We start from the raw sequence: 23,228 nt of genomic DNA, 5'->3' as shown, positions 1-23,228 counted from the left end.
CGCCGAGTTTCATCGATGGTTACCGTGCGGTAGCAGGGGGTAGTCGGGGAAGCGGTGCACCTCTGCGCCGACCCGATGCCACCACACCAGGAGGGTTGAGAAAACCGTATGAGCACACTCGACACCACCACCTTGCTGACCCAGTTACGCACCGTCCTCGATCTGACCAACACCGAAATCCAGGTCGCCGACACCCGCATCGCCCAGGCCCGGACCGAGGCCGTGCGCCGAGAGTTGTCCGAGAACGCCGACAACGGGCGTGCCCGCGCGGAGGCCGTCGAGGCCGCCATCCGGGAACTCGGCGGCGTCCCCGAGCTGATCGGCCCCCTGCTCGGGCGGGCCGCGGCCGCGGTGAAGACCATGGTCGAGCAGGCCCAACCGTTCGACGAGGCCCTGCTCGGCGACCTGACCCTCGAACACCAGCTCCTCGACCGCGCCCGCTACATCAAGGCCCTCGCCACCACCGCCCAGCAGCCCGAGATCGTCGCACTGGCCAATCGGCTGATCACCGCGCACTCGGCGACGGTGGACTGGCTGACCACCGTCCTGGCCGAGGACGCTCTCGGCGGGCCTGCGGCGCTGCGCCGCACCCCACTGCAGGCCGCCACCGGTGTCGCGGTGAAACTGGTCAACGTGCCCGTCGCGTGGTCGGCCCGCGGGCTGGACCGGGCCCTCGACACCGTCCGCGCCACCCCACCCGCACTCGGTGAGCTCCTCGCCCGGGGTGCGCACGCCGGGGATGTCGCCGCCAAAACCCTGACCGCATCCCGCGACGCCGCCCTCGAGACCGCGGAGCAGGTCACCCGCCGCGAAGGCGCCGACACCGCCGCCGACGCACTGCACTCGGTCCGCACCGCCACCGGCGTCCTCGAACCCGAGGAACTGCCCATCGGCGACTACGACGACCTCAACGTCACCCAGGCGGTGGCCGCGGTCAAGGAACTCACCGAGCCGGCGGACGTGCGGGCGATCGTCGCGTACGAGGAAGCCCACAAGAACCGGCACGGTGTCGTCTCCGCCGCCCAGACCCGCCTCGCGGCGATCGCCCAGGAGGTCGCCGGCCTCAACTGACCGGACCCCGGTCGTCGCCAGGCGAAGTCCACCAGGAGAAGGGGAACATCCGCAGCGATCGAGGGGTCTGCGGGATGGTCGCCGGGAACAGCAGCACACCGACCGTTGCTGGGCCGGTGAGAGGGCCTTAGTCTGTCCGCGGGCTGCGACCGCCGAGGCCGGCGGTCGCGGCACGACCGTCTCCGGGTGTGCCGGCGCCGGGAGATCAACCGAACATGCCCCAGACAGGGGTTCGGCCGGGAATGCTCTCGCATTCTCGGCCGGATCTCTGCTTCTCGAGTATTTCACCGTTACCGATTACTCTCTCGATCCGCACACGCCAATGTACGCGCGCACGGCGGCCCACCGCAATGATCGGGCCGCGCTCCGTGGGCGTTCGAGGTGTGGGCGATCTCGGGCTCGGCGAGTGGCCGCCAGGCCGACCCACGGGTCCCTCGAAAGTCGACGCTCCGTGGTCGATGCGGAGTCGGCCGTGATCGTCCACTGTGGGAAAGCCGGCGAGCAAGCGCTGCACGCGGTGGTCCGTCGTCGACGACGATGGCCGGAGGGCCCGGATCCGGGCACCGATCGGCCCCGTAGGGTGGCCGAACAATGCCGAGCCGGGGAGTTCAGATGGGCCAGATCGGAAGTGCCGGAGAACGACACCTTCAAAACCGGTACGGCAACGGGCCGGACTTGGCAGACCCGAGTGGTGGTCACCCTCGACCCAATAGAGGATCCTTCACGCACCGCGTTCGAGCGGCATCCTGGGGAGGATGCCCCTGAGTTCGCGGTGATCGGTCGAGCATCCCCGAGGATCGGGCACACGCAACGGAGGTGACCCTCCCGGTGGCGTCTCCCTCGCCCGGGCGTGTGGAGTCGTCACCGTGTTCGGCAGTTGTGGCTGCTTATTGAGCCGGGGCCGGGGGTAGTGGTGGCTTGTGCATCATCACGGCGGCGACCGCTCGGGCCAGTTCCGGATCGGCCACCCCGCCGGTGCGGGCGACGAGTGTGGTGCGGGTGGTGGCCACCGGATCCTGATGCTGGTCGGTGATCAGGTTCTTGGTGACGATGATGTCGGTGCCACCCATCTGCCGGAACGACTCCAGACAGACGTCGCAGTCCAGCCGGTCCCCGACCCGCACCGGCCGATGCAGAATCAGTTGCTGATCGGTGTGCATCATCTGGCTCAGGTCGTAGCCGACCAGGACCCGCACGAACAGCTCCTCGATCGCGAGCGATCCGAGGATGCTGACGAACGTGACCGGTGCGATCAGCCCGTCGTATCCCAGCTCGTGGGCGGCGTCTTCGCGATCATGGGCGGGATGCGGATCCTGCACGGCCCGGGCGTATTCGCGGATCTTCTCCCGCCCGACCTCGTAGCCGGTGATCCGGTGATGGCGGCCGATCAGACCCTCCATCAACGCCGCGACCTCGATTGCCCCATTCACGGTGTCACCCACATCGGTTCACGGTAGCGGCGGATCTGCCCACCTGCCCGGTCGGCCATCAGGTGACCGGGCGGAACATTGTGACATCGATGCGCCCGGCGGAGCCGGTGAGGTACTCAAGGAACTGGCTCACGGAACCGGGCGGTGGGATCCTCATTCCTCCAGCGCAGTGCGAGAGTGACGGTCAACCGACCGCCGGCGGGTGCACCACCTCTGTGCAGCAACGCTTTCGCATGCATACCCGAGCTGGTGACTACCAGGAGCAATCCTCGACCGCCTTCGCGGCGATGATCTGGACCAGGTCGTCGAGTGCGGTGAGGGCAGCGTCGCTGTCCCGGTCGACGAGCCAGCGCAGCACCACACCGTCGATCACCGCCAGCGCGAAACGCGCCACCTGATCGACCGGGGTGCCCCAGGTGACACCGGCCCGGTGCGCACACAGGTTCAGGAACGCGACCGCCTCGATGTCCATGGTGCGGTACTGGCGGGCCGCGACCGCCCCCGCCGACTCGCTGCCGGCGCCGCGTTGCCGCAAGGATTGCGCGGTGATCTCGTAGGTCAGCAACTGCTGATCGGGGGTGGCCTCGATGATCGGCCACAGGCCGCGAATTCCGGCACCCAACAGTTCCCGAAGAGCGGGAACACCGCGCAGCGTAAGGGGTCCGACGAGCTGGCTGAACGCCATGCGCATCGCCTCACTGACGTCGAGGATCAGGCTCTGCCCCATCTCGGTGAGCAACTCCTCCTTGTCCTCGAAGTGGTAATGCACCACCCCGAGCGACACCCCGGCCGCCTCGGCCACCCCACGGACGGTCAGCGCGGCAACACCGTGTTGCGCGGTGATTGCCAGCGCCGCATCGAGGAGCTGTCCACGGCGCACGTCAGCGGGAAGCCTCTGCATCCACGGATCGTATGCGTTCGAGTCCTACGATGAGACGAACGCAGCGCCGTGCGTTTCACGGTGTCCGGTGCCGGCCCACGGCCCGGTCACCTGCGTTGAGCAACGTCGATTGATCTTTCGGTTCGTTCGGTTCGATGGCCCCTGACGGCCTAAGCGCAGTCAACCGGCTTGGCCCGCGACAGTTGTTTACCGCGGTAAACAAACCGTCCCCAAAGCCGGTTTTACGGTTTTGGCAGGTGATGTCCCGATGGGCGCGCGCGTCGCCTGGTGGGATTGGTTATCGTCGGAAGCCTGTAGAACCAAGGGGGTGCGACGAACAATGAATTCGACAGTCACCGACGTGTCCACGCTGCTGATGATCGACTCGGCGTCTGCGCGGGACCGGGACGACGCCTTCGCCGTCATCCCGCTCGGCGGCGGCCGAGGGTGGGCGGTGGAGGTTCACATCGCCGGTGTGGCCGACATGGTGGAATTGGGGTCGGTCGCCGACGAGCAGGCGTTTCTGCGGGCCGAGACCCGGTACCTGCGCAGCCGCACCATTCCGATGCTCGGCGACACGGCGGAGCAGGCCGCCACCCTTACTGCCGAATCCGGGCGAACCAGCCTGCGGGTCACCGGCACTATCACCACCGGCGGCCGGCTGGTCGACGTTGCCGTCGGCCGCGGGCAGATCCCGTCGGGACGGTGTGTGGCGGTCGATCACGCCGAGGTGCCCGCCGTCCTGACCGACCCGGCCCATCCGCTGCACCCCCAGCTGGCCGCCGCAAATTCGGCCGCGCAGGCCCTGCTGACCGCCCGGCGTGACGGAGGAGCCCTCGCGTTCTACGACCTCACCCGCGGCTGGGCGGCCAATGAGGACGGGGCCATCGTGGCGATCGCCGCCGAACTGCGGACCGTCGCCTACGTCATCGTGCAGGAGCTGATGATCGCCACCAACGAGGCCGTCGCGTTGTGGTGTGTGGAGCAGGGATTGCCGATCCTGTTCCGCAACCACCGACCCAACCCGGTCGCCGGCAGCACCGACGAACTGATGACCGAGATCGCCGCCGCAGCCGGGGACCCGGATTTGTTCGCGAAACTGCGGGGACGACTGCTGTCGACGCTTCGGGCCGCGACCTACGATCCGACGGTCCACGGCCATTACGGCCTGCGGTTGAGCGCCTATAGCCATGTCACATCCCCGCTGCGTCGGGTGGCGGACCTGATCAATCAGCGGATCATCTTCGCCCACCTCGACCACTCCCCCACCCCCTACACCGGCGAGCAGCTTGCCGCCCTCGGCGCCGATTTGAACCGGCGCACCCGCGCCGCCCGGGAGGCGAAGAAGAATCACTTCAAACACGCCGACCAACGCATCGTCGCCGAACAGGCGGCCACCGCCGATCTCACCGCCCTGGACAGTCGCCGGTTCCACAAGGTGCTCAAAGCCGAAGCCGCCGGAGCAGTTCGGGCGGAACTCGCCGCCGAGCTCGCCCGCCGTGTCGACGCCGACCTGATGACCGCCCCGGACGTCTCGGTCCTGATCGGCGCCGCCGACCCCAGCTGGCGTCCCATCCAACTCCGCGTCCTGGACACACTCGCCGATGCCCACCCGGAGATGGGGCCCAGCGTGGTGTCGGTGTGGCACCAAGCCCACCCCGACCAACCGCCCGCCGACCTCGAGACCCGGCGCAGCGGCGCCGACCACAACCCACTGTTCGCCGCCCGCGCCACCCACCGAGGCGTCCGCGGGCCGTGGGCCACCGCCACGGCGAAGAAACCGGCCGAACAGGCCGCCCTCTGGGCGGCAGTGCGCGCGCAGCTGACCGGCACCGACCACCCTGACACGGAACCGGACTGGCCCACCGAGCCCTCCCCGGAGCCCACGACTCCCCCACTGGTCTCTGAGGATCCCGGGCCCGCTCCGTCCGCGGAACCGCACTGTACGACCGCGCCGGTCGCCCTGAATCTGGACGGGGCAAAGAAGTCCAAGGCCCTGTCCAACCCCATCGCCTGGTTGATGAGTCTCGCCCAGAACAACAATCAGCGCCCACCCGTATGGGAGTTCCACGCCGACGGGCCCGCGCACGCACCCCGATTCACTGCCACCGTGCGCCTCGCCGGCCACGCCGCCACCGCCGACGCGACCACGAAAACCTTGGCGAAGACGGCATCGGCCACCGCGCTCGTGGAGGCGCTCTTCGTTCGGCAGTGACCACAAGGCCCCTTGCCGGTTTGTTTACCGCGGTAAACAAACCGTACCTTGAGTTGGTTTTGTTTACCGCGGTAAACAACGGGCCGCAACGGAATGGGCGGCCACTGTGCGCACGGCGAACCAGTCCAGGCGCGCGTCCAGCTCGCCGAGACTCACTCCGGAATCACACCGCGGCACAACTCAGCTCGTCGGCGCCCCGGCCTGCTCCTCGGCCAGGACCGGCGACGCATCCGACGAGCAGCGCCGCAGGAAGACCCCTCCCCTACGCGGGAAGAATCTTTCACCGATCGGCGGTCCGGTTCAGCGGTTGGGTTCGTCGTCATCGAGTTGCAGGAAGGCCGCCTGGACCCGCAGGAGATGCCCCCCGTGGGCTCTGCTCTTCGTATCGTTCCATCACCGCCGCCCACCGCCTCGCCGCGAACAGCTCCCGGGAGTGGGCGTCCTCGTCCATCCCGCAGTCCATTGCCAGCTCTGCGCCCGCCCGAAGCGCTTCGGCCTGCGACCGGTAGACCCACACATCGAGACGGCCGGATCCGCTGTAACCGCGGTGGGCCAGTGTCCACACTGCAGGGGCTTTCGTAATCTCGACGGTCCCGTCCGGGTGGTAGAGCGTCGAACAGACCACCCGTTTGACGAATTCGGCTACGCGGACCATCACCCGAGCCTAGATCCGCCATGCGCGGGGTGCCCCGGTTGATGCAACCGATGAGCTCGATCTCGTCCGAGGGTCCGGGAGAATCATCGTTTCGCGAGAACGTTGCGCCCGGCCTCTTGCAGAATTGGTTCACCGCCGTACCCAGCCCGACTCGCCTCGTCCATTGCACGAGACCACCGGGTACCACCCGGCCACCCGGTTTCCTGGCCGGGCAGGGTGCGCAATCGGAGCCTCCGCTGCGGTGCAACCCCGTCGCGTACAGCCGGTTTGGAACATGCGCAACGCGCGTGGTCGGGTAGCCATCCTCGGTATCGAAGGCAGGTGGGCATGCACGCATTCGCGGACGAGTCCCGTCGGGGTGACTATCTCGTCTACGCCGTGACGATTGCGCCCGCCAACCTGACGGCCACTCGCAAGTCCCTGAAAGCACTGCGGGCGCCGAAGGCATCGCGGATCCACATGTCCCATGACAGTCGACGAGCCACCGAGATCATTCGGGGCGTCGTCGCTCTCGATGTACAGGCACATCAGTACGTCGCACGGTTGCAAGGCCGGTCGGAAAGGCAGGTACGCGACGAAGCGTTGACCGCTCTCGTCTCCGACCTCGGCCAGATGGGGGTAACCCAGTTCTGACTCCAGTCCTGCGATCAGGATCGACAGGACCGGCGGCAGATCATCCGCGCAGCACTGGCCGCGTCGAGCGGACCCGGCTTCCCGTTCCGGCACGCCCCTACCAACGAGCCCCTGCTGTGGGTACCCGACGTCATCGCTTGGGCTTGGGGGAAGGGTGGACACCACCGCCAGATGGTGGCGAACATGGTGAACCTGCACGCTGTCCCATAGATACGCAAAACCCCGGCGACTCACCGTCCGGAGAGCTCCCGGGTCCACTTCCCGCGGACGCTATGCCGGGGCACCATCAACTATCGAGAGCAGCAGCCATCCCGTCAAGCTGCCCTGCCGCCCCCACACCGGAGTCGGCCCCCAACCCGCGGCGCAGTCGCCGACGTTTACCGCGGTAAACAAGACCAACCTGCAGTCTTTTTTGTTTACCGCGGTAAACAAAAGCCGAAACGAGACCTCGTACCCCGACCAACACTGCCCTGACAGTGCATCTGCTATCGCCTCGATGAATGTGATGCCGGCGGTAGTCAGCCCGACGCCCGCACAGTACATCTGATGCGGAGGCCCTGATCCGCGAGTACATGCCGGCTGACACCGGTGTTCACTGCGGCAGCAACTGCCGCGACCGAGTCACTTCACCGTTGAGCGTGTCTGCCGCACCGGAGCGATCCGCTGCCGTACCGTGCATACCCGTCCGAAGTAGCCCACACGAGGTGGGTGAAGCAAACGGAAAGGGTCTCATGACCATTCATGTCCTTCTCAATCAGAAGGGTGGCGTCGGAAAGAGCACCGTCGCCGTCAATCTCGCTGCTGTCACCGCGGACGTTCTCAATCAGGACGATGATCCCGACGCCACTTCCCCGGTGGCCGCGGTCTCCGTCGACCCGCAGGGCTCGGCGATCTGGTGGGCCGACCGCCTCGACAATCTGCCGTTTCACGTCGTCCAGGCCCACGACGACCTCACTGGGCTCCGTCAGCTGGGCCAGCTGCCCGGCATCCGCCACGTGTATGTCGACACCCCCGGCTGGATCGACCTCAATGCCGCCGACGACACCTCCGATCCCCTCGGCCGCGGCCCGGCTGCCGACGCTTTGCGGACGGTTCTCGAGGTTGCCGATCACGTCATCGTGCCGATGGAAACCGAACCGCTCTCCTTCGACCCGACCGCCCGCACGATCCGAAAGGTCCTCGAGCCCCGCGGAATTCCGTACACCGTGGTGATCAACAACTGGGATCCCCGCGACGGCAAATCCGACCTCGAGGAAACCAAGGAGTTCGTCCGCGCGAACAAATGGCCACTCGCCAAGACCGTCATCCGCCACTACAAACTGCATGCCCGGGCCAGCGCCGACGGCCTGGTGGTCACCGAATACCCGGCCAACCGGGTGGCGCTGCAGGCTCGCGAGGACTTCTACCGGTTGGCCCTGGAACTTCGGATCGACGGTGGTCGGTGATGGCACGCGGCACCCGCACCAACCTCGCCACCCTCGCCGGTGTGGTCGGCGACAACTCCCCGGTCGACCGGCCGGACAACGGTATCGCTGCGACGCCGGCCAGCGTGCCGCTGAGCGAGCTCGCACCGAACCCGCGCAACCCGCGTGACGATCTCGGCGACCTCGCGGACCTGGTCTCGATCACCGGAACCCAGCTTCAGCCCGCCCTGGTGGTCACCAGGGCGGCCTACTTGCGGCTGTACCCCGAAGACGAAAATGCGATCGGTCTCGCCCGTTGGATCGTGATCAATGGCTGCCGGCGCCTCGCCGCCGCAGCCAATTTCGGTCGTCCCTCACTCGACATCGTCGTCAAAGACGAAGTCGCCGCGGATCGGATAACACTGCTGGCAGCGGCGGTCATCGAGAACGTCGGCCGACGGGACTTCGACGTCATCGAAGAGGCCAAGGCCGTCGACCTGATGGTTGTCGAATGTAAGACCGTCGAGAAGGCCGCCCTTAAGCTCAACAAGTCCAAGGGATGGATTTCACAACGGCGGGCGCTGCTCAAACTGGCTCCCGAACTCCAAAAAGCCATTCGTACAGGTGAACTCGCCATCCGTACCGCTCGCTCCCTCGCGCAAGTTCCGCACGCGGAACAAGTCGACAAGTGGCACTCCGAGCGGCAGCGAGAAGATCAGGCAGACACGAGCGACCAGGACAGCACGCCAGCCGATCGAAAATCTGACCGTCCCGCGGTGACTGCCGCGAAGGTCACTCGAGCGTTTCGGCGCATGGAGGCCGATCCGGCGATCCTTGCCGACGCACTGCTCGAGTACCTCGACGAGGATGGCTTGCACTCACTGCTCGAGGTCCTCACCAGTCCCCGATCCTGATCGCCCTGTGCCGGTGTTGTTTACCGCGGTAAACAACACCGGCACTGTGCGTCCTCGATGAAGTAAGCACCTGCCGCTGACTGAGTGCAGTGGCGATCGGTGCCGCGCCACGTGGGAGAACCTAACGCTTCCGACGACGCCCGCATGTCTCGGCGGCTGCGCCCACGTGTCCCTTTTCTGCTGTAAGTAGTAGCTGTCGGTTGGGCGTCATTCGCTTCGTCCGCTGTTACCGGCGCCGCCTCAGAAGGCAAAACGGGCTCAGCGTCGTTCTGCGCTCACCAGGGTCAGCTTGGCCATGGGTTAATCGGACTCCACGAGTAGCCGTTCACGGTCGTACTGCTTGCAACGTGCAACGGCCGCATGCATTGCCTCATCAGAACCCCACACGTACGCGAAGAACTCACGGTCACTGCGCACGCGGTCATCGGCGCGGGGGGTCGATCGCCGACGCGTAGCGCATGAACGGCACACGAGCGTGCGTGTTGACCGTCTTCTTGCTCATGCCAAGAAGTTTCGCCACTTCCGATTGGGACAGTCCCCGAAGAAGGGCTTCCTTGACGAGCGCTTGGTCGACGTAGTTCTCGGCCAGAAACTGCAGATGTTTGACGAGTCGCTGGGCGTCGCGGCGTCTGATTACAAGGTCGCTACTGTCGGAGCTGGTCACACGAGCCAGTATGCCGGTATCGGCTAAGTACCGCGTTACTCGGATAGGCGGGATTGGACTCCTGACGCCTGAGAGCCTTTCTGGGCCGTTGAGGGTCCGTTTTGGGCCATCCCTATACCGGCCAGACCAAGCTGTTCAGCGCGACCGCCGACCACTGCTCGGCCTTTGGTTACGGCACGCTGTTGCAGGTCACTCGGAAGTTTGTGAAATCGCCGTTGGCAAAGGTGTAGTGAAACAGGGATCGTTCGGTCAGCTGAGTGCCGTCGGAGAACGACCATTTGATCAGTAGCTGACTAGAGTTGGATTCGGCTGGGCCGCTGGTGAGCCCCCCACCGCCGGCTCCGGTGGCGGTAACGGTGGGCAAACCCGGATCGACGGGAGTCCCTGTCACCAGCACCGTGTACCGGAAGTTGAGGCGCTGAACGCCTGCACTCGTGTCGACAGTGCGCTCCGAGAAGTTGAAAGTCTCGGTGAGGTTGTAGAGCGGCCCATCCGAGCAGTACGAGGCGGGTCCGACACGGTCGGAGGTATCAGTGAAGGTGTCTTCGGTGACCGCCGCCGGCTCTGCCTGTGCAGGTAGGGCAGCTGCGGCGCTGGGCAGGAGAATCAGGGCTGCCATGGGGAGCGAACGAGCAAGGATGCGAAGAGAACTGCGGATACCAAGATCAGACTTCATGGTGCCTCCTCTGGGCGCAAGAGAATCCGCGACGATCTTCCCACTGCATCGGACTATTTGGGGCCGGAATCTTCCTCCGGTAAGGGAGAATTCACGGAATGAAGGGTTCTCCTAGCGCCTACGGCGAAGAGCTGATCGCAACCATGACTTCAGCAGGCAACTCGCAGAGGTACTCGCGCTGATAGAGCCGGGGGTGAGCAGTGTCCAACGGTCCCCGCCATCGGCTCCTGAGGCTGTTACCGAACCTGCCGAAGAGGCGAAACGGGCTGAGTTCCGTTCTGCGGTCATCAGGGTCCGTTTTGGCCTTGGACATACCGGTACACCGGAGAACGGCGCTCCACGGCGAAACCGCGGCTGGTGAATCTGCTTCGATCCGTTCGCTATAGATGTCCGATTGAAGAATCCGGTAAGACGCGCTGGAAAGCGAACGCGTGAGATGTCGGCCCGTGCGGCGATATGACGAGCTTGAAATCGGCTATGCACTGTGTTCGACCGCCCCGACAAGATCTCGCCGGCCAAGTTCCATGGCTCGGCATGTTCGGCTTGGCTGGCTACACCGGACGCACCGAAAACGGCCGGCACTCGCTCACGCGCTCGAGGTCTGCCGCGGCGGCCACGAGTTCGTGATCACCAAACCCGACCACCTCGGTAGATCCGTAGATTCGTAGATCCGTAGAGGCGAAGTGGTGACGGCAGATTGCACGCGCGACAAGTCCTGCGTCCCGGCCCGCCCCCGGTCGTGCAAACAACCTTGGTGGATTGCAGGACCAAGCCTCCCTCACCGGAGGCGCTACCAAGATCCGCTGCAGGACCTTGCCGTCGCGGTTGCACCCAGCCCGCAAGTCCGTAGATCCGTGAATCCGTAGATGCGGAGCAGTACGAGCGCCATGCATCGCCGCGACCTCCGGCATGCAACATCGCTGCACATTCCGCAATCCCGCGTATCCGTAACTACGGAACGCGCGCTGTCCGTAGTTCCGCAAGTTCCATAGATCCGTAGATCCGTAGATCCGCACATGCGGGAGTGCAGGTGAACTGCACAGCTCCGGCTGCGGCGGCCGCAATCGCGCGCGGTGGGGGCGTGGCGGGCCCGCAAGGATCGTGCAAGCTCCTGGATCACGTTGCAGCGACGGTTCAAGGGGGCGCTGCTGCATAGATTTGATCCGCAAATACGGATTTACGGAAAAACGGAAACCCGTTTTTCCGCGTGTCAGTTCATCAGTAGATGCTGAGATCCGCGTACGCTGACCTCCGTAGATCCGGCCATTTCGCATCTTGCAGTTCGTGCGGCTCGGCTTGCATGCCCGCGAGATTCGGGATCTACCAGAGCAAATCCGTGCGGACAGACGGAAATACGGAAATACGCAGGAGCGGACATGCGGAAGCAGGAGACATGCTTGTCATCACAACACTGAACCTCAAGGGCGGTTCCTCGAAAACCACGTCAGCCGCTTTCATCGCCCACGCACTCCATGATTCGGGGCTCAAGGTCCTCGCCGTCGACGCAGACGGAGAGAACGAGTCCCTCCTGCAGTGGGGGAGTCTCGGTGAATGGCCGTTCCCGACCATCGGCATGGCCGTCCCGAACTTGCACAGGCAGCTTCCGGGTATCGCGAACGGAAAGTACGACGCGGTAGTCATCGACACGCCGCCGATGAAGGAACAGCGAAGCATCGTGCTCTCGGCTGCACGACTTGCAACGCACGTGGTTTGCCCGATGGCCCCGACGCCGATGGAGTACAACCGTCTGCCCGCGGTGCGACAATTGCTTGTGGACGTCGCCGAACTTCGGGATGGGGACGCCCCTGCCTTTGCAGTCCTGTTCACCCGCACTATCTCGAATGCGGCCTCGACAGAGGTGTATCGAGAAATGGTCGCCGAAGACGGTGACTACGTACTCAAGCCAACCGTTGGTCGTCTCGAGCGCTACGCCCAGGCCTTCGGGATGCCGATCGAGAATGCTCTCAACTCAGCATACGGGGATGCGGTGATCGAGCTCCTCGACCTCGACGTGCAGAAGGAGATCGCATGACATCCGCAGCAGATAGAATCCGCGCCGGTGCTGCGCGCGCGCGAGTGCATCCGGTGGAGCAACCCCAACCGGGGGAGGAGCAAGAGTCGGCAGCAACTGCTCCGGCCAAGGTGCAAGACGAAACGCACCGCAATCCTGCCGTTCGTGCGGTCCCTGTAATCGCTCCCCGTCAGAAGGACATCCGTAAGAACGTTGATCTCTCGCCCGATCAGAATGACCGGTTGGGGGACTGGCAGCGCGCCGCAGCAAGAGAACTCGGCGTGGCCCGAGTGACGGCCCAGGACGTGCTTGTTGCACTCGTGGAAAGACTCCTTGCAGATCCCGACCTGAGCGAGCAAGTCAAGAAAGACCTGCACAACACCCGTTTCTAGCTGCAATTCCGTAAATCCGCAAACGCGAGAATCCGTAAACGCTGATATGAGGAAGTCCCGCCGGCGCGCACCGACGGGACCCCTTCGACCGGGCACACCCCTAGGAAGGACAACCCGATCATGATCGACGATAGCTTGCAGGCGGCTCGCCGCCGGCTCAACTCGAAGTCAGCCGCATTGCTTGCAATCACTGCAATGACGTTGGCCCTTGCAGCCCTTGTCTTCACACTCTCGTTCGATGCCCAACGGCAGCTCATCCTCGAGATCGGTGTCAAACCCGAATACGCATGGATGGCGCCGGTCGCACTCGACATCACGACTACTGCCGCACTACTCGGACTGACCGTCCTTGCCGACGACGAGGAGTACCACTCGGCCCGTGTCTACTGCAGAGCGTTCGCGGTTGCCACAGTGCTACTGAGCGTTGCAGGCAATGGATACCATGCCTTCGGGCTCGCCAATGTCCGGCTTGACCAGGCCGCTGCAGGAATCGACGTCGGATACGACCCGCAGCCCGCGAAGGTTGCCGCCTTCATCGCGACGATCGCGCCTCTTCTGTTCTTGGCGCTGATGCACCTCTTCACGCTCATGTTGCGTGCAATCGTGAACGAGCGTGCACGCTACCTCCGCGTTGTCTCCGAACACTTGCAGCGCGAGAAGGAAAGTGCAGAACGAAGCGCACCCGTTGGCGATCGGTCCCATGCTCCGACCGTCCCGCTCCCTGGCAGCGGTGACGAATTGGCCGCACCAATTCCAGATCTACAGGCAACGATTACACCCACGACCCATTCCTTCGATCCTGACGAGGAGACTGGTGCCGCGGATGCGTCGGATCACAATGTGCTGGGCGCAGTCGTTTCACCCGGACTGGAAGCGGTGCACGACCTCCACTTCTCTGCGCCAACCACACGCAACGGATACGAGCAAACGGAATCGGGTTTGCAGGCCTTCCTTGCGGGTTGCAACCTCCGTCCGCAAGAGAAGGAAGTCGCTGCACTGCTCATCGAGCAGCCCACTCTCACCTACGCGCAGGTTGCAGACATGCTTCCGGACGAGCCAGTCGAGTCCACCGTCTGCCGTCGCTGGCACCGCTTCAAGAACGCCGCCATCGACGAAGGCTTCGACATTCCTCCACTCCCTCGTTTGCCCCTGAACCCTTCGAAGGCGGAGGCAGAAGCATTCTCGGACAACCACGAACTCATCCCGGTATAGAGATCACGTGAGCAGAAGGAGTAGGAGACGATGGGGAGATTGAGCGATCGCTCTGATACCGAACGGGCTACGGCGCCCTCAGTCCGCGACATTCGGACGATGGAAGATGCGGTGAGCATTCTCGATGCGGTGTCAGTCATACTCGCGGAATCGGATTCGAGTGATCGCCCTGCAATGGTAAAGAACCACGCTGATCGCTTGCATTCATTCGTCCTGTCGAACCCCGCAGCGTCCGGCACTGAGTTCCGGTCAATTGCGTGCGACGAATGGGTGTCCGAGCTGCGCAACGGCCTTAGCGATCAGTAGGTGGTCCCGTAGTCGAGGCACCTCATCTCGATTCGTTGGGGCCGCTTCTCAATCGGCCCCTCCGGCTTTCAGGCTGAAAGTTCATCCTCCGCCAACCCCGCATCTGGTGCCGAGACTTTGCTCGCGCACGGTGCGCGAGCTTCAGGTTCTCACAGGACCGTCATCTTGATGTCGTAGCCCGGCGCACAGATCGGGTCCACAGTGACATTGCGCTAACGCGCCCCGATGTCATGACAGTGCAATCCCACCCCTCCACTTCCGTATATCCGTATATCCGCATCTACGGATATACGCCCAGCATCGTGGTGCTCGTCATGTCGAGGGCCCGCCTCCACCCTTCGGACGTCCCACCACCTTGGATAGAGGGTCGCCTCTCTCTACCGAACACTCACCCACAACGATGCCAGACCAGGGCCTACCGCAACCCGCGGCCCCTTTCCGGTCTATTCGGTTCCCACCCCTCATGCGGCCGACCGACCGGCTGAATTGATCTGAGCCACGATGATGGCCCGGGCAGTGGAGTAATCGGCTCGTCCGTTCGATCTGGTGGGGAACCTGCCGTAGCGGACCCTCGCCGGCGCCGAAATTGGTAGTGCAAACGCCCCGGTCAAGTTCGTTCGGCGTGTCCCGCGCTTCTTACCCCGCGTAGTCCGCCACTTTTGCTCTTCGTTCCACCAGGTAAACAGCTCTCGGTCCACCAGATGTCGTGACGCACGCCGTGCATTGATACCCGTCACCCCACGGGTCTTTGCGGCGGACTCAAACACCCGGAGCAACTGCTCGCCCGTGGCCGCCGAGATGAGCAGTCCCGCCAAGTGAAGGCGGCTGAGAGCTCTTTCAATGAACTCGGTGGTGTAACCGGTCTTGCCTGACAAGTCGTTCGGTCTCTGCACCCCTGACCGGTAGAACCAGTGAACCCGTGCGGTCGCCGCACCCAACCCACCGCACATCGACGAGTTCCATAGATCATGGGTGTGGTGAGTCAGAAGGGAAAGCCCGGTTCCAGAGGCGGGGGCGGGTTCCCCTTGTGTTGCATTAGAGGTGTCTATACCCACATCTGAGGGCAAGTTGAGGGTCCACCTCGCAGCTCGCGTCCCGGCGCTGGGAGTGGTCAACGTGATCCAGCCTTCCCCTGCCAACACACGCAGCCTTCTCGACACCGTGGAGGCGTCCAGGGCGCACGCCTGCGCCAGACGTCGGCAGTCGATGTCGAGAACCCGAGTCCGGGCACTGCGCGCCAAGCTGGTCAGCGCGTACAGGATCCGCTCGTCACTAGCCCCGCCGCGCCGGCCCCAGCGCGCCGTTGTCGCGGCGAGGGCATATTCCACGCCGTCGAGTTCGTCGTCGATCGTCTCACGTGGAGCTTGGCCGGGGTCAGCGGGAAAGGTAGCGGCCCGGGTAAGGGCACGGGACCATTGGCGTTCTGTGTCGCCGCGGCCGCGGGCCGCGTCCTCACGAAGCCGAATCAGCCCCGGGGCTGCGGCAACCGCGGCCCGGGCGTCGTCCAGTGAGTGCCCAGCCCGCGCCATGGACAGGAAGATCGTGTGGGCCAGGGCGCTGCGGTCGGTGCCCGGTGCCGGTTCGGCACCTAGTAAGGCTGCGGTTCGGTGGGGAAGGGGCCGGCGGGGGCGGTCGAGCCGGGGACCCGCGGCGTCCTCCACGATCCGCAGTGCGAGCGAGCTACGGGCGAGGGCGGATGGAGACGGTTCGCTGTGGGGATGGCGCGCGAGTAGCCAGGTAACGACTTCGGGTGTCGTTCCGCGGCCGACTTCATCGAGCGCCGCCGAGAGGGCCTTGCCTTGCAGATGTGGGGTCGAGCGGCCTCCTGCCCGGTGTGGCGCTCCCGGCGGGCGCACCGCGCCTGTCGCCGGATTTGTCAGGGCCGAGGTGTCGAGACTGGGGTAGTGCTGAGCGAGGGCATGCGCCAGTCGCCGAACGTTGTCCGGGTCAGCGCCGGTTTCGGCAAGCCGGACCCATACGTGTTGCCCGCCGGTGGGTCCGGAGTGAGTTCGCAGATGCGCCACTCCCAGCTCGGTCAGCTGAGAGGCGAGACGTTCCGAATCCTCGAGCGCGATGCCGCGTCCATGGCGGCCGCTGTCGAAGTCGAATCCGAGCAGGCGAAACCGCCGGTCGGAGTCTGCGAGGTAGACCGCCCACGGAAACTCCGGCAGCTGCGCTGGGATGGAGACAGTGGCACTGTAGTTGTGTTGTCGATCTGGATCGATGCGGACTCGTCGGCGCGGCGACCACAGTCGAGTACACGTGCTGTAGAGCCGTTGTGTGTTATCGGGGTCACCACGTGACGGGGTGACACACGCATGGGTTTCTAGACCTGCATCAGGGCGTGAGATACCCTGAGACCAGACCGGCAAAGTCTGTCCCTTCGGGGAGATGCAGTACCACTGAGATTCGAGCTGGTAACTCGAATCTCACCAACCTCGAAAACCCTCGGCCTACCCGCCGGGGGTTTTTGGTTTCTCAGCTGGTCAGCGGCACCACGGATAAGTATGTGGCGGCTCGCGAGTCATCCTTTGGTGTCGGAGTCTCGCTTTCGCGTCCTATGCGGAGAGTGGCAACACCCCCTGGTCCAGTTCGCGCACTAGCTCGGGATGCCCGGTATGCAGGGACAACAAGTCAGAGACGTACTGGCTAACTGAGCTTGCCCCAGCCTTCTCGGCCAGTTTTTCGAGATCGCTGTACACGGCAGTCGGAACACGGCCCAAACGGCCACGATCGCCTTTGCTTGGCATAGCCATCCGAATCTCCTTGCCTTGAAGCTTCTCTACGGCGTCCATCCTGGTCCAGATTGGACCGCCAAGGCGCTCCGACACGCTGGGTAAATCCAGATATTGTTGCCGTCATATCCGAGCAAGTCGTTCCGTTCCTCTACCTATGTTAGCGGTACATGAGCGATATGGCACTTATCTATATCTGGGAGACTCGATTTGCGACACGTTCTCGTGGACAGCGACTGCGGTGTGGACGACGCACTGGCGTTGGCCTTTCTCGCCGGCTCGACAGACATCGAGCTAGTAGGTGTCACGTCGACCTGGGGAAATTGCACGGCAGAAGAAGCGGCAGCGAATGCCCGATACGTGCTCGATGCGGTGGACGCAAACCACATACCGGTGACCAGCGGGTCTCATCCACACACTTCATGGCGGCGCGGCGACGCTCACGGGCCGGACGGCCTCGGTGGGACCGAAGCGCCTCGGCCGCGGTGGGCCGGTCCCACGAATGCAGTAGAAATGATCGTCCGGTTCGCTCGTGACCTTGGGGGTGAAGGTGAATTGCTATGTATCGGGCCCTTGACGAACTTGGCAGCAGCTCTCACGCGTGAGCCACGGTTACCCGAGATGCTCAAACGCGTAGTGATCATGGGTGGTCACGGTGCGAGCAATAGTGAATGGTTGCGGCAGGTCGGAGATACCAATACTCGACATGATCCGGTTGCCTCCCAGCATGTCGCGTCCTCGGAACTGCATGCACTCTGGATAGGAATCGATGTCACTCGCACCGTGCTGCTCGCAAACGGGGACTTCGGCGGTGGTGCGTCCGGAAGAATTCTTCGCCGAGTCCATCAGGACTACGGGGTCAGCCGAGGAGCGGCCTACGGGTACGACCCTCAGGAGTGCTGGCGGGTTCCGGCACACGATGGCGTCACTGCCGCGTGCTTGGTGGACGCGGCGGCAGCTGGCCTTGTGACGGAGTCCGGCCGGCTGAGCGTGGTCGACGGATCTGATTCCGGACCTGTACTGAAGGTTGTAGGACCGGGTCCTCACCAGATCGCGACAGGAATTGATGGAGAAGCAGTCCGCACGATGTTGCGGCGGGGGACTCAATGATCGGGCTGAGACGGTATCTCACTCGATTGAAGGCGCGGCGCATTGTGGCGCAGGCCCTCAGCCACCACGCAGTGACCGTCGAGGACCTGCGCCAATTCTGCTCCGACCGCACCGGCAGGCGCGTTTTGCTCGTCCCCTTCCCGGTCTCCGGTCTGGAGGATCGTCCTTCCGGCTTCCTCTTGCGAGCCCGAAACAACACCGATTACGTGTTTTACGATCACAGAGCAGGATCGTGGCGGGCCACACTGATCATCTGCCACGAACTAGCACATATTCTTCTGGACCACAGCTGCGGAATGACCGAAGTACTGGACGACCAAATGCTGACCGCTTGGTTCCCGTCACTGTCTCCGGAACTTCTCAAGGACGCACTCAAACGAACCGAATACGACACCATCGCCGAGTACGGAGCCGAGTACTTGGCTACCAAACTGCTGATTCTGACCCTACTCGATGATCTGGACTTCAAAGCGTTGCGTAGCTCTTTACAGATCGTGTGTGCCAACAACATGATTCAGGCCTACGCGAGCCGATGAGAAACCACCTGCCACTCGCTCTCGATCTGGGCATACTCATCTTTGCCTGGATCGTTGTGATCTCCCGCTTCTGCCTGGTCCGCAGCCGACATGCACGGATCGTCACCGTGCTCATCCTGTGCTTCACCGCGGTAGACACCCTCAAGGCTGGCCCCATCAACGACGCGCTCACCTTCTACCTCGATGCCCGCACGGTCCGGTTGGCTGCACACGTCCTGTGCGTAGTAGCAGCCGCGGTTGCAGCTTGGGCAGCCGCAAGTGCAGCGAAACGTCTACGACCTGGCCGCCTCATGTCCGGGGTAGTCGCTGCATCAGCTGGCCTGATCGCTCTCGATGGTCTGGCTGGTCAACGTGACCATGTCATTGAAGCGGTGCATCCGCAGGGCATCGCGGTCGCTTATTTCACAATCTATGCAGGCTCGATCGTCGTGTTCGAAGCGTATGCCGCGACAGTTCTCGCCGCCGCGATCCGAACCGATAGGCCGAACCGCGGGCTGCTCGCGCCTTCGGCTACGGTCGTTGCCCTCTTCCTGGCCACAGGTCTCAATGCGTTCACGTTGTTGTGGTATGCAATTCGTGCCGCCGCTGGCGAGATTGGACCGGTAGAGCAATTCCAGCGGAACTCAAACGGAAACCTCTTCGCGTATTTCACGTTGGTTGTGGCGTTGGTCGGTGCAGCAGCGGTGATTCGACGAACGAGTGGTGAAAGTGCCGTCAACCGTTCATCCGTCAACGTCACCGAACTTCAAGTTCTGTGGGGAGACCTGACCGATGCCGCGCCGCACGTGAAGCTCGATATGAAGGACCTCGACCCAGACGCGCGCACAGTTCGAATGATCACGGAGTGCATTGACACCCTTTATGACCTCGGACTAGACCCAGCGACAGTCACCATTACAGATCTACACTCCAGCCCTAGCGCGCCGAGCCTGAAGACCCTCACTGATTCCCGCGTCACCGCAACTGATGTCATCAATCTTGCGCGACGCTGGGAGTCCCAATCTCTTCGAGACTGACTAGCAGGGCTTTACGCTGACTCGCGTCAGCAGACCCGCGCAACATCACGCACTCGGGCCCCGCAGCGACCAGCACCTTCAACAGCCGGAGTTCGGTGTAGGCGTCATTCTCGCCAGGAGTTCCGAAGTACGTGGCGTGAGCGGTGCTTCTGTCGTTGAAGACGCCACTGATCTCAACGAAACGTTGCTGCTGGTCCGCTGTGAGCTCGCCAGCCAAGAGAGCCTGCTCGCTGCAACCGAGCGTCGCCGCAACTTCACCACTACTCAGCGCCGTGACGCTGAGAAGCAACTCAACTTTTTGGTGGTCGGTGACTTCCTCAGACATCTGCATCATCATCCTTTGTCAGGTCGTGGGCCAGAGAACGTCGTCGTATATTGGCCTTCGTTCGGGCCGGGGTGATGTCGTCCGGAGGGACGGACCAAAATTCTTCAAGCGCTTGCGCAACCCATGTCGGGCTCATGTGCCCTTGTTCTCCTCGGTCTCGGAGCATGGCCGATGCGACTCTGCCTATGTGCGGTGAGATCAAAGTCCGTAAACGGTCGACAGCAGCAGACAGCTCTGGCTCGTCAATATCGTTGGCAAGCCGACGAAGCTCAGCGCTCACCTCGACAAGTTCGCCCAATGCTGAGTAAGTAATCGAGACTTCACCAGCTGGGGCACCGACCTCATCGGAGCCCAAGGGTGTTGGTTCACCGCCCTCATACGCGGTCGCAGCACTTCCCTCAGCCCACCGCAGCACGTGGTCGAGCTTCTTGAACGTCGCGACACGCAGTGGCGGTGACTCCCCGCTTTCAATCCGCACCATCGTCGGCTCAGAGGGGCCGCCCTGGGTAGCTACCGCGGCGAGACTCAGCCCCAACTGACGTCGACGCAGATTGACCACATCGGCGAACTGCTGCATGTCGGGCATGAAGGCAGCGTACTGAAAGCGCGCAGGGCTTCTTCGAACCGCAAGCTCACGACACGTCACAAACACCCATGCTATATAAGCGTTGCGCAAACACAGAAGTGTTCTGTACCTTCATACCGCTAATGTATGTACTCTACGTAAGTGTCGCCAGCGCTTGAAGCAAGTGGCGGACCTGTCTTGCCTCGACATAGTTCCTGCGACCTACCGGCGCAAACCAGCGGCGCTCCGTCTTTCCAACTTCAGGGGACCACGACGTATCGAGAGGAGAACGACTGATGGCAGATCACAGAAGGGCCCGGTGTCGAGTGATAGCGGGGGCCGCGATGGTGCCCGCTACGGCGATGGTGCTGATGGCGGGTGGAGGTGTTGCTGCTGCCGCGCCGGGATCGTCGCCGGCTGCGTCGACATCGGATTCCGGTCAGGCGGGTGTCACTGACCCCGACTCTGGGCAGGCCGGGGTCACGGATACTCCTGAGCCCACAGTTTCTGATGATTCCGGTCAGGCGGGTGTTACCACTCCGTCTGCCCCGGAACCAGCACCGGTGCCAGCCCCTTCGGAGCCGGAACCGTCGGCACCGGTGTACACGGAGCCGACTCCGAGCGAGCAGACGTACTGGATCGAACCCACTCCGGAGATTCGGAATGCTCCGCGTCGGCAGGTGCCGGTGTACGAGGAACCGGCCCCTTCGGTGCGGGTCGAGGAGCTGCACGCGCCGGTACCGGTCGAGCCGGTCGCACCGATCATTGCGCCGGCGGACAAGTTGCGGGCCGGCGATTTCATCCTCGACAACCCGGGGATGAGCAAACCGGTCCTCGACAGGACCAACAACACCCTCGCGGCCGCCGAGGCCGGGGTCGGAACCGTTTACCGCTCCGTTGGTATCGAGGCGAGCAGGTCTGATCGAGTGGCCGGCGCAACCATCGCCGGTGTCGTCGGCGGCGGCCTGGTCGGAGCCACGGCGGCGGGTGTCCCCGCTGCGCTGATCGGAGGCACGTTAGGTGGCGGAGCGGGTGCGGGTATCGGCGCCACGGTGGGGGCCGGAATGGGTGCGGTCACCGTCCCCGTCATCGGTGCCGTACCCGGCATCGCCGCAGGCGCGGCGGTTGGCGCCGCTACCGGCGCAGCGGCGGGAGCGGCAGCGGTGGGCATCCCGTTCGCGATCGGGGGTGCGATCGTCGGCGGCGCGCTGGGTGGTGCGGCAGGAACCGCATTCGGTGCCGGTGACACCCGGCCGGATCCGATCGAACTGGACCTGCCTGCGCTGCCGTCCGAGGGAACGGGACCGGCTCCGGAAGCGACCGCACCGGAACCTGCACCTGCACCGTTCGACACTGCCGCGGTTACCGCGGGTACTGCTGCGGTGGTCGAGCAGGTCGAGTCCATGCCGGGTGGTTCCGCCGCGATTGAGTCCGTCCGGGCGGCAGCTGATCAGGCACCCGCCATGGTTGAGCACACCAATGTTGTGGCGGCCGAGCAGATGTCGGCCGTTCGCACGGCGGCGCTTGCGGGTCCGGGTGGTTCCGATGCGGTGGCCGCGGTCGATGCTGCGGTCGCTCATGCTGCCCCGATGGTCGAGCAGGCGGTGGCCCCGATCGCGACTCAGGTCGGTGACGTCCTCGCGGCGGCACACGCGGGTCTGACCCCCGCCGCAACCACAAGCTAGGAGGCCTGGTGCCGATGACTGCCATACGAGTTCCGCACTCGGGTTCACGGCCCCCGGCCGGGGCCCCGATTCCGGGCCAGGAAGCACCGATGGGCGACCACGAACCCGGAGAGGGGCACTTCGATGAGGCCCCGATGGTGGAGTTCGAGGGGGGACTGTACGAGACGGGGCCGATGTGGGTTCCGCCGTCCTGGCCGCAGCGTCCCCCGCCGGAGCCGAAGGCGAAGATCGAACGCAAGTCCGCTCGGGCGGTCGCCGAGGCTCGTTCGGGGGCGACTCTGCCGCGATCAGTTCGGGTGGGCGCGTTCAGCTTGGTGGCGTTGGCAGTTATCGGCGTCGGCGTGGCAACGATGACCGGGCGCGAGGAGCCGTCCACTTCGTCCCCGTCGTCGACGGCGATCGCTGCGCAGGCGAACCCGACCGGTTCGTGTGAGGCGAAATCCGACGGGCCCGTGATTCAGGGCGACGGGGCGGGCGGCACGGATTCGGGGTCCGCTGCGATTTTCGGGTTCCAGCACGCGTATTACGTGGCCCGGTCCGGGGCTGCCGCGCGGGCGTTCGTCGCTCCGGAGGTTCCGGATTTCGCGGCAGACAGCCTCCAGGCCGGAATCGACAAAAAGGTTCCTGTCGGCACGACCCATTGCGTGACGGTCGTCGCGGTGGGTGATGGCCGCTTCGCGGTGACCGTGACGGAACTTCAGCCCGCGGGGGTGCGGAAGGTCCACAACCAGTTCGTCACCACACGCACCGACGAGACGGGGCACGTGTGGATCACAGGGATATCCAAGGCATGA

Annotated in this window: 20 protein-coding genes; 13 read left to right on the top strand and 7 right to left on the bottom strand. The window is 64.2% G+C overall.

Annotation, left to right across the window (positions count from 1 at the left end; all coding sequences use genetic code 11):
• The first annotated feature begins 108 nt into the window (after positions 1 to 108).
• Positions 109 to 1,071 carry a ferritin-like domain-containing protein gene (locus tag ACFTZB_RS08150; protein WP_378430983.1) on the top strand — a complete coding sequence of 321 codons (963 nt, stop codon included), beginning with the start codon at positions 109 to 111 and terminating at the stop codon, positions 1,069 to 1,071.
• Positions 1,072 to 1,958: 887 nt separating this feature from the next.
• On the opposite strand, the gene hadA is transcribed toward ACFTZB_RS08150, so the two are convergent.
• Positions 1,959 to 2,471, bottom strand: coding sequence for a (3R)-hydroxyacyl-ACP dehydratase subunit HadA (gene hadA / locus ACFTZB_RS08145; RefSeq protein WP_378431001.1), 513 nt, complete (start codon positions 2,469 to 2,471; stop codon positions 1,959 to 1,961).
• Between the two features lie 283 nt (positions 2,472 to 2,754).
• Positions 2,755 to 3,402, bottom strand: a complete 648-nt coding sequence (locus ACFTZB_RS08140) for a TetR/AcrR family transcriptional regulator (RefSeq protein ID WP_378430982.1) — start codon at positions 3,400 to 3,402, stop codon at positions 2,755 to 2,757.
• 319 nt (positions 3,403 to 3,721) lie between these two features.
• On the opposite strand from ACFTZB_RS08140, the gene ACFTZB_RS08135 reads away from it, so the two are divergent.
• Positions 3,722 to 5,596, top strand: a complete 1,875-nt coding sequence (locus ACFTZB_RS08135) for an RNB domain-containing ribonuclease (RefSeq protein WP_378430981.1) — start codon at positions 3,722 to 3,724, stop codon at positions 5,594 to 5,596.
• A 319-nt stretch (positions 5,597 to 5,915) separates the two neighbouring features.
• On the opposite strand, the gene ACFTZB_RS08130 is transcribed toward ACFTZB_RS08135, so the two are convergent.
• Positions 5,916 to 6,251 (bottom strand): hypothetical protein, encoded by a 336-nt coding sequence (locus ACFTZB_RS08130; protein ID WP_378430980.1) that lies wholly within the window; start codon positions 6,249 to 6,251, stop codon positions 5,916 to 5,918.
• A 321-nt stretch (positions 6,252 to 6,572) separates the two neighbouring features.
• Here ACFTZB_RS08130 and ACFTZB_RS08125 point away from each other — a divergent pair, with 321 nt between their 5' ends.
• The 3 genes from ACFTZB_RS08125 to ACFTZB_RS08115 all read left to right on the top strand — a co-directional run bounded on the left by ACFTZB_RS08125 (position 6,573) and on the right by ACFTZB_RS08115 (position 9,201).
• Positions 6,573 to 6,884, top strand: a complete 312-nt coding sequence (locus tag ACFTZB_RS08125) for a hypothetical protein (RefSeq protein WP_378430978.1) — start codon at positions 6,573 to 6,575, stop codon at positions 6,882 to 6,884.
• Positions 6,885 to 7,615: 731 nt separating this feature from the next.
• Positions 7,616 to 8,329, top strand: a complete 714-nt coding sequence (locus ACFTZB_RS08120) for a ParA family protein (RefSeq protein ID WP_378430976.1) — start codon at positions 7,616 to 7,618, stop codon at positions 8,327 to 8,329.
• Positions 8,329 to 9,201, top strand: a complete 873-nt coding sequence (locus ACFTZB_RS08115) for a ParB/RepB/Spo0J family partition protein (RefSeq protein ID WP_378430975.1) — start codon at positions 8,329 to 8,331, stop codon at positions 9,199 to 9,201. Before ACFTZB_RS08120 ends, ACFTZB_RS08115 begins: the two co-directional genes overlap by 1 nt.
• A 421-nt stretch (positions 9,202 to 9,622) precedes the next feature.
• On the opposite strand, the gene ACFTZB_RS08110 is transcribed toward ACFTZB_RS08115, so the two are convergent.
• Positions 9,623 to 9,865, bottom strand: coding sequence for a hypothetical protein (locus ACFTZB_RS08110; protein ID WP_378430973.1), 243 nt, complete (start codon positions 9,863 to 9,865; stop codon positions 9,623 to 9,625).
• Positions 9,866 to 10,034: 169 nt separating this feature from the next.
• A complete protein-coding gene (locus ACFTZB_RS08105) occupies positions 10,035 to 10,541 on the bottom strand; it encodes a hypothetical protein (protein ID WP_378430972.1) in 507 nt (168 codons plus the stop codon).
• A gap of 1,393 nt (positions 10,542 to 11,934) precedes the next feature.
• Between ACFTZB_RS08105 and ACFTZB_RS08100 the strand changes: the two genes are divergently transcribed.
• From ACFTZB_RS08100 to ACFTZB_RS08075, 6 genes are all read left to right on the top strand, one after another.
• Complete coding sequence (locus tag ACFTZB_RS08100) at positions 11,935 to 12,573, top strand: AAA family ATPase (protein WP_378430971.1); 639 nt, start codon at positions 11,935 to 11,937, stop codon at positions 12,571 to 12,573.
• The gene (locus ACFTZB_RS08095; protein ID WP_378430970.1) at positions 12,570 to 12,944 is read left to right on the top strand and encodes a hypothetical protein; all 375 of its coding nucleotides are present in this window, start codon (positions 12,570 to 12,572) and stop codon (positions 12,942 to 12,944) included. The genes ACFTZB_RS08100 and ACFTZB_RS08095 overlap by 4 nt, the downstream gene beginning before the upstream one ends.
• Positions 12,945 to 13,064: 120 nt before the next feature.
• Positions 13,065 to 14,156 carry a hypothetical protein gene (locus ACFTZB_RS08090; RefSeq protein ID WP_378430968.1) on the top strand — a complete coding sequence of 364 codons (1,092 nt, stop codon included), beginning with the start codon at positions 13,065 to 13,067 and terminating at the stop codon, positions 14,154 to 14,156.
• 3,266 nt (positions 14,157 to 17,422) lie between these two features.
• Positions 17,423 to 18,307, top strand: a complete 885-nt coding sequence (locus ACFTZB_RS08085; RefSeq protein ID WP_378430967.1) for a nucleoside hydrolase — start codon at positions 17,423 to 17,425, stop codon at positions 18,305 to 18,307.
• 71 nt (positions 18,308 to 18,378) lie between these two features.
• Positions 18,379 to 18,843: a hypothetical protein gene (locus ACFTZB_RS08080; RefSeq protein ID WP_378430964.1), complete on the top strand. Its 465-nt coding sequence runs from the start codon at positions 18,379 to 18,381 to the stop codon at positions 18,841 to 18,843.
• Complete coding sequence (locus tag ACFTZB_RS08075) at positions 18,840 to 19,859, top strand: hypothetical protein (protein ID WP_378430962.1); 1,020 nt, start codon at positions 18,840 to 18,842, stop codon at positions 19,857 to 19,859. Before ACFTZB_RS08080 ends, ACFTZB_RS08075 begins: the two co-directional genes overlap by 4 nt.
• Here the strand turns inward: ACFTZB_RS08075 and ACFTZB_RS08070 are convergent.
• Both ACFTZB_RS08070 and ACFTZB_RS08065 read right to left on the bottom strand, forming a co-directional pair.
• Complete coding sequence (locus tag ACFTZB_RS08070; RefSeq protein ID WP_378430960.1) at positions 19,816 to 20,184, bottom strand: hypothetical protein; 369 nt, start codon at positions 20,182 to 20,184, stop codon at positions 19,816 to 19,818. The two genes, ACFTZB_RS08075 and ACFTZB_RS08070, sit on opposite strands and share 44 nt — an antisense overlap.
• Positions 20,177 to 20,770 (bottom strand): helix-turn-helix domain-containing protein, encoded by a 594-nt coding sequence (locus ACFTZB_RS08065; RefSeq protein WP_378430958.1) that lies wholly within the window; start codon positions 20,768 to 20,770, stop codon positions 20,177 to 20,179. Before ACFTZB_RS08065 ends, ACFTZB_RS08070 begins: the two co-directional genes overlap by 8 nt.
• Positions 20,771 to 21,348: 578 nt before the next feature.
• Here ACFTZB_RS08065 and ACFTZB_RS08060 point away from each other — a divergent pair.
• On the top strand, positions 21,349 to 22,434 hold the full coding sequence (locus ACFTZB_RS08060) for a hypothetical protein (protein ID WP_378430956.1): 1,086 nt from the start codon (positions 21,349 to 21,351) through the stop codon (positions 22,432 to 22,434).
• Positions 22,435 to 22,523: 89 nt separating this feature from the next.
• Positions 22,524 to 23,228, top strand: coding sequence for a hypothetical protein (locus ACFTZB_RS08055; RefSeq protein ID WP_378430954.1), 705 nt, complete (start codon positions 22,524 to 22,526; stop codon positions 23,226 to 23,228).

The sequence above is a fragment of the Rhodococcus sp. NPDC057014 genome (genome assembly GCF_042673295.1).
Classification (GTDB): Bacteria; Actinomycetota; Actinomycetes; order Mycobacteriales; family Mycobacteriaceae; genus Rhodococcus_F.
The sequence above is the reverse complement of the archived record's forward strand: the minus strand, read 5'-3'. Positions and strand labels throughout refer to the sequence as shown.